Genomic DNA, 13,170 nt, shown 5'->3' on the forward strand with positions numbered 1-13,170 from the left:
TTATATTTCTTTATACTTCCTTTTTGATATAAAAGATAAAGAAAGCGAAACGAAACTAGTTTTATTTCGGGCGGTGGTACGCTTATCCCCCAAAAAAGAATATTCGCCTACGAAACGGGGAATATTCCTTGAATTTGGAGTTCTCGAACAAAAAGAGGCAGTAACAAACAGGATATTTTTTTGTTACTGCCTTTTTTTCAACTTAGTAAGTGTAATCCTCGTGACACGTTCGACAGACAGAGGTGTTCGTGTAGCGTTTCAAGGCAGAAGATGGGTTCTGATCTAACAAATAAGCAGTTGCATCGATTGTAGCTTGGGGTGAAGGCCCCCCAAAGAGTTCCTCTGCCACTCTCGTTATGTCTCTATCTTCGCTATCTAATATTGTTGTTACATCCGAACCGTGTGCGAAGTGGCACTTTAAGCAAGTTAAAGAGTTGTTGTTCGTGGTGTGTCCAAATCTCTTAGACCAGACACCCGTTGGCGAACCGGATTTAACAAGATAGTCCGTGTGACAAGCGGCACAGAACGTGCTGATAGCAAGTCCATTAGTTTCGTACGAAGCGGGATCTACTTTTGTTATCTTCACACCATATATTGGATCACCAAACCAAAATACGCTCGGATCCATTGCTAATTCTAAGACAATCGCACGAGATAAATCTGCATTTCTTCCTACTAGTGTTGTAATAGTCTGCGCATTTTCTGTTGACACAACACTTTCAGAATCATCTAAACAAGCTTCAGCCTCAAGCGCTATTCCAGAAGCATCGAGAAAGCTGTATCTCCCAGCTGCATAAGTTACCCCTTTCAGCACAAATGGAACTGTATTTGTTAGAACCTGGTTGCCTTCTTTATCCAAGGTATTCACCGCACTGTCAGGAGTGTTGATCTTTGCGAATCCTTGTTGATAGTTCATTGTAATTCCATCAAACGCCGTCTCTTGCCCTTTCAGCTTTTCATCTAGCCTTAACTGAGAATTAATGGTACTATCTTTACTCAAAGGATCACCATCATAGAATCCCGTGTAGTTCACCTTAAACGTCAAGGAATTGTTATATTGTCCACCGTTTATCCACGGCTGGGAATCTTTTACATAGTTTATTTGAACAGGATCCCCTTGAGTAATCTTTTTTAGAACAACTACAACATGGTCCGTGCCTGTTGCATATGTAGCACTGATCCCATTCGTAATCATATCCGTTGCCTCATCGTAATAAGGTACCTCTGAGGCCAGCATTTCAACGGCAACAAAATCCGGCGAAGCAAGTATCGCTGCATCTAAATCAGCTTGGGTAACAATGCCAGGGTCTCCTATGACGGGTACGGCGGGAGCGGCAGCAAGGACTGTATCTCTAAGCATTGTACCGCCGGTTAGTGCATTTACACCGCCATTTGCTGCTTTCGATATACCGGTATAGGTACCGGCATCATCGTCTCTCATCGGTAATGTGGCAATACCATTGGGATTATAGTGCAGTAAACGGTCGCTGTAAGATCCATGCGGGGAATGACAGCTTGCACAAGAGTTGGTGTTATTCTGATACTCCCCGTGTGTTCTTTGCTTTCCGGTTGGGTCGTTAGTCGCTTTGATTACATCATTAACTGAGGTACCATCATTAGTATTTACATTCTTCCCAGTTTGGTTGACGTTATTAATGCCATTATCTGTGTCCGTTGCTGGGTCAGATGGACTACTGACTACGTCCGTATCCAAGGGTCTCAATTGGTTATCTTCCGTTATAGTGGTTGCTATTGCGAGGCTCGCAATTCCTAATACGAATACCATGGTCAGACTAATTATTATCGCCGCAAGCCATTTCCTCATATTCCCACCTCAACTTCTTTAGATATTAATTCCCATTCCTGAGTTAGTAAATATCATATCGTATACCTTAATTAGGACTAATTCCCAATATACTATCAACATTATAGATGATTCGACGAATTATCTCTTTTTCCCTTCTGAATATATAAAATATTTAAATATAAAAAGCCCTAGTTAACCTAGGACTTTTTAAAACGTAATTTTTATTTAATTTAAATTACATTCAATTTACATGACTTTAGATTACATAGCATTCTTATAGATTTGAATCACTTGTTCAAGAGTTGCGGTGCGAGGATTAGTGAATTGACAAGCATCTAATTTCGCATTTCCAGCCATCAGAGGTAAGTCTTCTTCTTTTACATTCAATGCATTTAGCCCGGAAGGAATTCCGACATCAGCAGACAGCGTGGCGATTGCAGTTAAGCATTTTTCTGCCGCATCTCTGGTAGAAAGTCCATCAATGTTTTCACCCATCGCTACAGCGATCTCTGCAAAACGTTCGAGATTGCCAATCATGTTGAAGCGTGAAACGTGAGGGAGAAGGATTGCGTTACATACACCATGAGGTAAATTATAGAATCCACCTAATTGATGAGCCATTGCATGAACATAACCTAAACTGGCGTTATTAAAAGCCATACCCGCTAATAATTGGGCATAAGCCATTTGTTCACGTGCTTCGAAGTCATCGCCATTCGCCACGGCGCGACGTAGATATTTAGGGATTAATTTAAAAGCCATTAAGGCAGCTGAATCTGTTACTGGTGTGGCGATCGTGGAAACATACGCCTCTACGGCATGGGTGAGTGCATCCATTCCGGTGGCAGCGGTTAAACTTGGCGGTTGTTTCATCATTAACAGGGGATCATTAATTGAGACATTAGGAGTTACGTGCCAATCAACGATGGCCATTTTTATATGCCGTGCTTCATCCGTGATAATACAGAATCTTGTCATTTCAGCAGCCGTGCCGGCGGTGGTGTTAATTGCAATCATCGGAGCCATCGGCAAGGGGGATTTATCGACGCCTTCATAGTCGTTAATTCTTCCGCCATTACCTGCAACAAGCCCAATTCCTTTGGCACAGTCATGTGAAGATCCTCCGCCTACAGATACAATCAGGTCACAGCCTTCTTTAGTATAGATGTCAAATCCATCATGCACGTTTTTATCGGTCGGATTAGGTTCAGCACCGCCATAAATTACAACTTTGACGCCTTCTTTTTCAATAATATCAGCAATTTCCTGAGCCATACCAATCTTTTCGAGATAGGCATCGGTCACCAGTAAAACTTTCTTTCCGCCCAGTAATTTTGCTTGTTTTCCTGTTTCCTGAGCTGCTCCAGCTCCCATGAGGTTTACGGTTGGCATGAAGTACCCATAGACTTGATGAATAACTGACATAGTTAAATACCTCCCATTTCCTTTTTTATTGGTCACGCTGTCTTATATTATTTGCAATATCCATGCCAAGCATTCTGAATATTTGTTATAATAGTTACAAGGTTGATTATTTCTATGATTTTGATACCTTAATAAATGAATATTGAATTTTATATGAAATTTCTAATTCCTTTCTGCTCTAGTTTGACTCACTTTGCATAGAGCAGTGTTTGATTATGGAACACTTTCTTGAGGATGTTTCAATGTATTACTTAATAAAAAGCAAAAAATGTATTAAATTGTTTTAAGCAAATTAATACATTCTGTATAGATCACGGTTAACTATACTGTTTAGATATTTCAACCGGTACTCGAAACCCTCTTTGTAGATTAAATTAACACAACCATAATTTTGTTCAAGACGAAAGACGTTTTCTAAGGGTATCCCAAGTACATGGCATAAGATTACTCTGTTTACTCCTGCATGTCCAACGATTAAAATTGTCGTTTCATCCGATTTGGCAAGGCTTTCGAAGACAGGAATCACTCTTCTGTAGCAGTCTGAAAAACTTTCTCCCTCTGGTGGACTGTAATTCGCGATATCTTCACCACGTTCTTTGAATTCCTTTGGATACTTTGCTCTAATTTCAGAGAAGGGTTTCCCCTCCCAATCGCCCATATATAATTCCCGCAACTCCACGCGAGCTATGGGAACGCTTTGATGGGCAGAGGCAATTATATCTGCTGTTTGTTGTACTCTCCCTATATCACTGCAATATATGTTATCTAAGGGCACCCGTCTAAATATCTCTTTCAATAAGGTAGCCTGTTTCCTGCCAAGAGTACTTAACGGAAGGTCCGATTGACCGATATAGCGTTTGTCTCTTCCTAGACCGATATCTCCATGCCTAACTAAATAAATAAGCTTTTTATCCATCGTCATCCACTTCCAAGACTCCCACTTAGTTGGGGACATTCCTGTCCCAAAGAACAGCTTTTACTTCAGCAGGTGTGTCCCCTTTCCGCAGAAGTGGGAGTTCCATGTTCACTTTAGCTGAACGAGTTCACTTAGGATCATTTTATTTTACCGTTCTGATCCGACTCTCTTTGAACTTTAATCAACTCGCTGAGAATGCTTACGGCTATTTCTTCAGGAGTTTCTGCCCCGATATTTAGACCGATTGGAGAATACAGCTTTTGCAAGGATTCGCTCGAGACTCCTTCCTCCTCCAATTCAGCTTTCAAGGCTTTAACCCTTCTGCGACTACCAATCATGCCAATATATGCGGCTGGTTGATTAATCACTTTCCGCAGACACACTTTGTCATAACGATGCCCCCTTGTAATAATTACAACAAACGTTTGCGGATTGATATTTATCCCATCCAATGCTCGTTCAAAATCATCGCAAATAATCGTATCAGCGGTGCTAAATCGGGCAAAATTAGCGAAGGATGGACGATCATCGACAACGGTAACCTCATACCCTAGGATTTTAGCCATAGTCGCAAGGGGGAGTGCAATATGTCCTGCACCTAAAATCAACAATCGTACGACCGTCGTTGGGGGCTCTATCAGTAACCGGTAATCCGCTTTCGTCACTGAGGTCTCACATGGCTCGAACTCAGAGTTCAAACTAATTAATAACGGCTGACATCGTTTGCCTCCTGTTTTGGCATTCTCCAGTGCAACTCTATTTAATCCTTCGATACCAAGATCACCAACGACATTCCCGTTATTCTTGATGAACAATTTTTCCCCTACTAATCGTCCTTCAGTCGCCTCTATCACAGTAACAAGAACGGGGTTTGTGGTCTCATTGATAGCTGACAGATAATCATTGAGGAGACTAGTCTGTTCCACGAGGCTTTGAGAACCCAAATAATCGATGAATAATCCCATGATCCCCCCGCAAACCATTCCTTCCTCTTGAGCCATGTCTGCGGTCATATTCAAATAATATATCTTAGAAGAGTATGCTGCTAAAACATTTAAGGCCTCCCGCCTAGCCTCAGCCTCACCACATCCGCCCCCGATGGTTCCTACTGTCGTCCCGTCAGCAAACACTAACATTTTGGCTCCAGGCTTACGGGGCGTTGATCCCAGCACACTGGTTACAGTGATCAGGGCCACATCCATGTTTTGATCAAGTGCTTTGTTTAGCCCTAGGTATATATCTTTTTCCATTAGCCTTGCCCCCCTAGCTCAACCTTCCATACGTCATGTAAAGGCATCTTGATTATTTGTTCTATTCTTGTCTGGATTCTTTCAGCATTACTCAACCTCAGTCTAATCTTTCTGAAAACCTCTTGATCGTTCTTATTCTGCTCCAAGAGGCCTGAGAATCTGACCTGGAGTGAAATAATCTGGTCGTCTATGACAAGTTTATCCGCTAAATAGACGATTTCTTTTTCTGTTAAGGCTTGGTCAGCAGGATTCAGGCAAATATCCGTATGTTCGGCGACAATTTCCGCTACCTCCGGATAGTTTACGAGCATTTTGGCGCCAACTTGTGCATGGTGGGGTTCACCTTTGGCCAAGTCATGTAACAACGCAGCTGCTCTGATTAATTCAAGGTTCATTTGACAACCAGACTTAATTAAATAGCTTCCCATTGCACTACTTAACTGAGCAACCTGCTTGCAATGATTAAACACCTTAACAGGAGTGTTTGCCTTCTTTATTATAGCATAACATTCTTCTTCTGAGGGGATCTGGGTATCTCCACAGTACTTCAGCATCTGCTGGTAGTCCTCCGGTGTGTCCATGTCAAGCAAAACACCCAGGTCATCAACCTCAACATCTATGGCATCATGTTCATACTGTTCTAATAAAGCCCTCATTCCTCCCGGTTTGTTCCAGGTCATTACTTTGTTCACATAGCGGCAGGAAATTAAAGGGGGATGTCCCCTCTTTCCCTGATAAGACGGATATATAATACCGAACTCCGTTGTGAAGAACGTGTTTTGAAGCTTTTCCAATGTATCCTGCTTTACGATAGGATTATCGACAGGTAATAGAAAAAATCCCTTTACCGCTGGTGATAAACTTTTAACCCCAGATGTAACTGAGGAGAACATCCCTTCGGAAAAATTCGGGTTAACGATGGTCTGAACCCCTAGTCTATCTATGACAGGAAACAATTCGTTTGCCCGATGCCCAACCACCACCCGGATATCTCTGATCCCATTATCCTGAAAACTGTGTACAGCCTGTTCTAATACAGTGCTCCCGCCCAACGATAAAAGTGGCTTGAAGCGTTTCATACGAAAAGAGTATCCTGCGGCAACTATGATTGCTGCTAAGGAAGCCTTAGCCTGTATATCCTCTTTTTCAGCCACATTAAAGACACTCCCTCTCTTATCTTGAATCTGTCGCTTAGCTGTACTTTTTCTGGATGTAACTACTGCGCCTGATTCAAGATAAAGGAACACCCGCAAGCTACCGTCCTGTCTAGCTTCCCTTACTACAGGGATTTCATCTAAAGCCTGATGAACATTTCTTTTTACTTCAAAAGATATAGGTCCCTTTAACTGAACATCGAGTTGCAACTGATTTTCCTTTTCTTGCATGCCCTCTGTTAGGGTTACCTCAAAATCGAGAACATTGTCGAGCGCAAACAAAACCTCATCAAAGTCCGCCATAGTTAGGAAATCGGCTTGGCTCAGATAAACCCGTTCTCTGGACTTTATCAGTTCCAGCCGCTTTAATACTGAGTGGCAGGCACAAGGGCCTAGAAGGAACCTTGACATATCACCAGTACGATAACGAATTAAAGGCATAGCTGATCTGGTCAAAGTCGTAAAGACTATCTCACCTGGTTGCCCGTCTACAACGGGCCGTCCTGAATTGGGATCGATGATTTCGATATAGAGGTCTGCTTCCCGGAGGTGGTAACCACAGAAACCCTCACATTCTACTCCGCCGCCCAGCCCCATCTCAGTCATGCCATAGTGATTAAACACCTTACACCCCCATGCACTTTCGAGTTCTTGTACAATAGCTTGGGGTACGTAATCGGTACTCAATAGAACCCTTCTCAAGCTCAGGGAGGGAGAGCAACCCTTGGAATCTTTAAACCTCACTAAGCTCAATACTTGCGTGGGTATCCCTACTAAAACATTGATATTGTCCCGTTTGATTTGCTCTATAGTTGCCTCGGGATTCGTAACCAGACCGTGGACAACCCCTATTACACCTGCTCTTTCTAAACCTAAGCGTAGTAAATCTCCGACGCTTCCCGGTATTTCCCCGGGCAACATGATCAAGACCCTGTCTTCGGGCCTTACCAAGGTTAACATGCCATGATGAAAGAAATCGATGGTCAATTCTTGATCTGCCTCAGTAAAGAACAGGCGTTTAGGTTTACCTGTTGTGCCAGAACTCTGTAAAGTGACGATCCTGTTGATCTCATTTTGGGAGACACACAAGAAATCGAGAGGATTATCTTTTAAATTTTCGGACGTGGTAAAGGGCAGTTTGTTCATATCCTGGAAACTTGATATCTTGCAATCTATTTTTGAGTACAGACGTTTATAGAAAGGGCTTTTACTGGTTACCCAGTCAAGCGTTTCCTGCAGTTTGGCCAACTGATAGTCCTCGATTTGCTTTCTGGTTAAACCTCCTGAACTATCTCCGGTAATTTTGTGCTTTATCCAGGGCTCAAGCGAGGTGGTTTGTATATCCAAGCCCTATCTCTCCCTCCGATAAATTGAGTGCCCATACTTATCCGTAAGGTTATAAGCGCAAAAAGGAATTAACTTACCTTCCGGGCTTACCACATGGATACAACAGTTTTTTAATCTGTCTATATCTAGATTCCACACATCTTGAAAGGCCATGCCACTGATGGAAAAGGCATAGGTTTTTAGCTGTTGGATTAGATTGTCCCAGGAGTTAGTACATGGAGACTGAATTGTTAACCTTTCTGCTCCTGACCATTGCCGGGCCACAAAGGTTCTTGTTTTTCTGGCTAATTCATCCGCTCGCTCTGGTCCAGCACAGCATGAATTGTTGATAATAGCTTTCAAGCTGCCATCTAGTTGTCTCGTGAAGTTGCCGCTAAAAGAGCAGCGGCCATTATGGGGTTTCAGGTTGGCTGCTTTGATGAGTCCATCCGTCTGTTCCTCAATGGCTTGAATGACTTCGGGGAGTGTGATCCTGTCTTGATCCAGGGGTTCTTTAGGAATTCTACCGAAATAACTGACAGGTTGAAAGTGCACCCCTCGGACTGCAGGAAGATTTTCCAAGGCAAACTTGATGATTCCTCCGATATTATGAGTATTTATCCCTGGTATCAGGGTAGGTACTAACACAACCCCAATCCCATGTTGAGCACAGTTCTCTATCGCTTTGGCTTTAACCTCAAAGAGCCTACGACCCCTGATTCCCTGATAAATCGAATCCTCTGTACCGTCAAATTGCAAAAACACGGAACTAAGACCAGCTTCCTTCAATCGGCCCACAAAGCCAGGATCTTCCGCCAGTCGCAAGCCATTCGTGTTGAGCTGGATGAAGTTAAAACCTAATTTCCTTCCCATCTCCAGTATTACCGGCAAGTCGTTTCTGAGGGTTGGTTCACCGCCGGATAACTGGATATTGACAGGACCACTGGCAGCAAGGACGTTTTTGTACCACCCTTCTATTACATCCAAGGAAGGTTCGTCAAGCTCCGTCCCTGCATTGGCAAAACAAAATTTGCAGTTTAGATTACAACGCTGGGTGACCTCTATCAAAGCCGTACAAGTCGTCTTATAATGGTCTTCACATAAGCCACAATCAAAGGGACAACCTTTCTCAACCTGTGTAAAACACTCCTTGGGTGGGGTTGGAATCGTAGGTCTGACCCATGAATCCCATTGAGGGCTACCACGCCAAAGCAGGGTTCGATAGTCACCATGTTCAGGGCAATGTTTTACCATATAAACCTTTTCCCCCTGAACCACTCTTTGAGCTGGAATCCTCGCTAAACATTCAGGGCACAAACTCTCTGTCGCGGAAATCATACCTTCGTCCATTACTTCCATGTGTTTACCTCTCTAACTGCAGTTTGCGTCCTTTTTGGCGATTAGCTGAAAATACCCCATCTTCGCTTGTTTAATCGCAGCCTGGGTAAGGCTAGGATCAACTGAGCCTGAGCATGAAGAAGACTTTAGCCAAAACTCGGTCATAGAGCCATGGGTCATGATTAGGTCAACTGTTAATTGCGTCAAAAGGTTCGTGTGATCACTCCAATTAACGATGTTGAACCCCTGTCCGAGTAACTTATTGATTAACGAATCCTTGGGCAATGCTCTGCGTATACATGAGTCGAGATTGAGCTCCTGAAGACCTTTGAGACCGTCAGGATTACGAGTATACACATCATTAATCACCAACCATCCTCCTGGTTTAAGCACCCTGAAAATCTCCTCTAGAACCTGATCCTGGTCCTCCATTACTGACAAAGCACACTCGGCGAACACTCCGTCCATATGGCTAGCCGGAAAGGGTAAATCTGCTCCCAGCCCTCGAATCAGGTTTAAGCCTGGATTCTTCTTTCTCCCACTCTCTAACAGCACCTCTGAAGAATCTAACCCTATGGCCTGGAGCTCAAACACTGAAACTAAACGTTCTACCGTTGCACCGCTGCCGCAGCCTACATCTAAGACCCTCGCGTCCGAGAGAAAGTCACAGCTTCTGACTCCCAAGTCGGTTAAGAAGAACCCACCCGGTCTCAAAGTATCGCCTGTGGTCTGGCGCAATAGTTCACTCTCATACAATTTAAAAGCATCGTTTTTCAAAGTTTATCCACTTCCGACTTCTAAACTTCCGACTTCTGACCTCTGTATTAGTCCTCATCCGTTGACTCAGGGTCTTCTGTATAGGTTGCCAAAATCTCTTGCACCTTACTAAAGGTCGTTGATACAATATTGCCGCATTGCACAGGATACTCATCGCCCTCATCCAGGGAGTGATCTAAGATCCCATCGCAATCGATACTGCCATGGACTTCTTCAAACCACTCCATCAAATCATTGATCATAACGTTAATTTTGGCGTGAGCGAATTCGATGGGAGTTCCCTTCCCAACGTTTAAACCAATTAAACATGCCCCCCCGGTTAGTGCACCACAGGTTTTTCCCGACCTGCCTATTCCTCCACACAAACCTTGCATTGCTTTAATTAAGTCGGGGTTTTCTTTTCCTTGTTCATCTAAACCTAGGATTAACATAATTTGGCTACAGCAAAATCCCTGAGTAGCTAATTGAAACATTCGAAAGGCATCGACCGTCATCTTGCTACCCCCTCTTATCCACTCTCCCACTTCTATAAGTGGGAGTTTCCGGTTCTACTTCACTTATCCTCAAGGCTTTGTTCCACTTCGAACATCTTGCCTAAAGCTAAGTCTTCGGTAATCAGAACCAAGTCACAGCTTAAGCATTTTAGTTCTTCAACTCTAAGATCATTTCCTAGATATGTTATTCTTACCGTACCATGCTTTAGTTCACCACCACATTTTCCGCACTTCCACACGGGTTTGGGCGGTAGATTTGCTGTCTGATTCATGGCTTCACTTCCTCGACAATTTCCATCCGGTGGCTATAGGCGTTTAAGACCACAAAACCATCCTCCTGAGGTTGGTATTCAACCCAATATGTCACTCTAGCTGGTCGGAAATAGGCTAAATAGTTTCCGTTATCCGGATTGATAAATTTTCTTCCCGTGCGTTCCGCATGTTCTATTACCTGCTGAACATCTTCGATTAAAATTAGTCTTTCTTCCATAATATTTCTTATTTGTTCATTACATATTATTTTTATAGTCCTATAACCCCTTTCCTTTTCCTGCGGCGTTTGCCAGAACTTACGCAGTAACTTTCTTTTTAGTCTGGCCCGCTGCTCATGTCGTTGAGAAAATCCCGAATCAGGTCTGGTAGCAGCCTTTTGCAGATCATCGGCAAAAATGAGGTCTAATAAATGAAGTGTACGTTTACCATGAGCAGCAAATCTATCTCTACACATGGCACAGTAGGCTACATAGTCTGTAGTGCTTTCTTTTATCCTGTTTTCTACAATCTGCTGCGCAAGTCCTGGATTAGCGAAGACTGTCAGGCCGCCAAAGCCGCAACACTTGGTTAGTTCTTTACTATAAGGCAATTCTTCAATTTCATAGCCTAGCCTGAGTAAGATATGGCGAACTGCTGCCTGAATTCCTTGTTCGTATCTAGTAGTACAGGGATCCTGTACAGCGACTTTAGCGCTATTTGCATCAGCCCTTTGAATGGGTAAATCCATATCTTTCATGAGTTCCCAAAGCGATACAACCCCCGGTAATTTTTCTCGAAACATGCTGTGACAGGTAGAGCAAGCGACGATCAACTGCGGTTTACCCAAGCTCTCCCATTCTGCAACCATCTCCTCGAAGCTGGTTTGAAACTGTCCCAGATCACCGCTCCAATGTGCAGGAGCGCCACAGCAGCGCAACATCAGCCCTACTCCTCCGGCAAGCTGTTCTGTTAAATAGGTATAGACTTTTTCCACATGTTCCGGAGATGAACCGCTTAATTGGCAGCCTGGAAAGAAAACGTAGTTGCTGGAATTAAATCCTGGTTGATGTCTCGTCAAAGCAAATTGACCACTGTTACTAAAAGCCATATCCCGTAGGGCAAAATCATGGGCGGAGGTCGGCATTTTTCCTCTCCTAACCATACTTTCCCGGGATGCAAGGCAAATTTGCCCCATGTCTAGATCATTCGGACATACTTCAGCGCACAACCCACACTGCATGCAGGAATTAATCAACTTGTTGGCGTGGCGTTTGCCCATGACGATGGATTCATTATTATATATTTCCCGCAGATATTTTTTGGGATAACCACCATAGAACTCTAAATATTTGCAGGCTTTCACACATTCAAGGCATTGACAATTTAGACACCTACCGGCTTCCTGGACGGCTTCTTCGCCAGTGTAACCTACGGCTTCATGACTCATGGGTACAGTAGGCAGGGATGGGATTCCGTTCAGGTTGACGAATAGATTCGATTCGAAGGCCCCTTCGCGGTCGCGAGAGGCAGTTAGAGACGCTCCTTGCAGATATCTATCGATGGATACTGCACCTCTCCGGCCATCAGCAACAGCATTGATTGGAGAATCATTGCCAAGCTGTCCACCAGCAAATACACCTGCTATTAGCGTAGTGCAGCTGATCGGGTCAACCCTGCTATTCTCACCCAACAGTTCCAAGGCGTCTTCTGATTGAGCAGCAACGCCAATATATAAAGCATCAAACCGTTCTTTTAGTCGAGACAAATCCTGTTGGGTTATTTCTGTATTACACTCAATTGTCACATTGGGACGGTTCAAAACTGAAAGTTCGTTTTCAATTACCTGAGCCGGAAGTTGTTGTTCAGGATAGTTCCGCAAGTTTCCGCCCAAGCGATCAGATTTTTCAAATAGAGTCACGCTGTACCCTTTCCGTGCTAGGTCATAGGCTGCCGTCAGGCCTCTTAACCCACTGCCGGCCACCGCAACGGTCTGGCTTTTTGGAGTAACAGGTCCGACTTTGATTTTGGGCGGATGGTTTTCTAGACAGAATCTTTCTAAGTTAGAAATAGATACGCTTGCACCGGCATCTTTACGTTTACACACATCCTCACAGGGGTGATCACAAATCCTGCTAATAATTCCCGGAAAAGGCTGCTTCTGCTGTAGTATTCCTGCGGCGCTTTTCCAGTCTTGACTTTGCATGGCCAGCATCAGCTTACGAGCGTCCACATGGATCGGACACCCTGCTGTACAAGCAGGAGGATTTTCTTGGGTACACTTACTTTCTAGCCTTCTCAGTTCACCCTGATCCATAGCAGCACCAACTTCTTTATCAAAATATCTACGGTGTGGGTAACCACAGGGAACCTAAACTTGAAGAACCCACCCCCACTTAAAGAAGTGAGGGTCTCGAAAACTGGATCAACAAAT

At 43.8% G+C, this 13,170-nt stretch carries 9 protein-coding genes and 1 pseudogene; all 10 read right to left on the reverse strand.

Annotated features, from left to right (window positions below):
- Positions 1–202 precede the first annotated feature (202 nt).
- Positions 203–1,825 carry a hypothetical protein gene (locus JL57_RS27955; RefSeq protein WP_034145178.1) on the reverse strand — a complete coding sequence of 541 codons (1,623 nt, stop codon included), beginning with the start codon at positions 1,823–1,825 and terminating at the stop codon, positions 203–205.
- A 243-nt stretch (positions 1,826–2,068) separates the two neighbouring features.
- A complete protein-coding gene (locus tag JL57_RS27960) occupies positions 2,069–3,232 on the reverse strand; it encodes an iron-containing alcohol dehydrogenase (protein ID WP_034145179.1) in 1,164 nt (387 codons plus the stop codon).
- 292 nt (positions 3,233–3,524) lie between these two features.
- On the reverse strand, positions 3,525–4,148 hold the full coding sequence (gene cobC / locus JL57_RS27965) for an alpha-ribazole phosphatase (RefSeq protein WP_034145180.1): 624 nt from the start codon (positions 4,146–4,148) through the stop codon (positions 3,525–3,527).
- A gap of 137 nt (positions 4,149–4,285) precedes the next feature.
- A complete protein-coding gene (locus JL57_RS27970) occupies positions 4,286–5,398 on the reverse strand; it encodes an XdhC family protein (protein WP_034145181.1) in 1,113 nt (370 codons plus the stop codon).
- Positions 5,398–7,899, reverse strand: coding sequence for a DVU_1553 family AMP-dependent CoA ligase (locus tag JL57_RS36720; RefSeq protein ID WP_366557125.1), 2,502 nt, complete (start codon positions 7,897–7,899; stop codon positions 5,398–5,400). The genes JL57_RS27970 and JL57_RS36720 overlap by 1 nt, the downstream gene beginning before the upstream one ends.
- Positions 7,900–7,902: 3 nt before the next feature.
- Complete coding sequence (gene trsS / locus JL57_RS27985) at positions 7,903–9,237, reverse strand: radical SAM (seleno)protein TrsS (RefSeq protein WP_291300683.1); 1,335 nt, start codon at positions 9,235–9,237, stop codon at positions 7,903–7,905.
- 12 nt (positions 9,238–9,249) lie between these two features.
- Positions 9,250–9,993: a DVU_1556 family methyltransferase gene (gene trsM / locus JL57_RS27990; protein ID WP_034145182.1), complete on the reverse strand. Its 744-nt coding sequence runs from the start codon at positions 9,991–9,993 to the stop codon at positions 9,250–9,252.
- Between the two features lie 47 nt (positions 9,994–10,040).
- Positions 10,041–10,487, reverse strand: coding sequence for a DVU_1555 family C-GCAxxG-C-C protein (locus tag JL57_RS27995; RefSeq protein ID WP_034145183.1), 447 nt, complete (start codon positions 10,485–10,487; stop codon positions 10,041–10,043).
- A gap of 59 nt (positions 10,488–10,546) precedes the next feature.
- Positions 10,547–10,759 carry a DVU_1557 family redox protein gene (locus JL57_RS28000; protein WP_034145184.1) on the reverse strand — a complete coding sequence of 71 codons (213 nt, stop codon included), beginning with the start codon at positions 10,757–10,759 and terminating at the stop codon, positions 10,547–10,549.
- Positions 10,756–13,056: pseudogene (locus JL57_RS28005) on the reverse strand (pyridine nucleotide-disulfide oxidoreductase/dicluster-binding protein); the annotation flags it as partial. The pseudogene JL57_RS28005 and the gene JL57_RS28000, both read right to left, overlap by 4 nt.
- Between the last annotated feature and the right edge of the window lie 114 nt (positions 13,057–13,170).

This window comes from Desulfosporosinus sp. BICA1-9 (genome assembly GCF_000802135.1).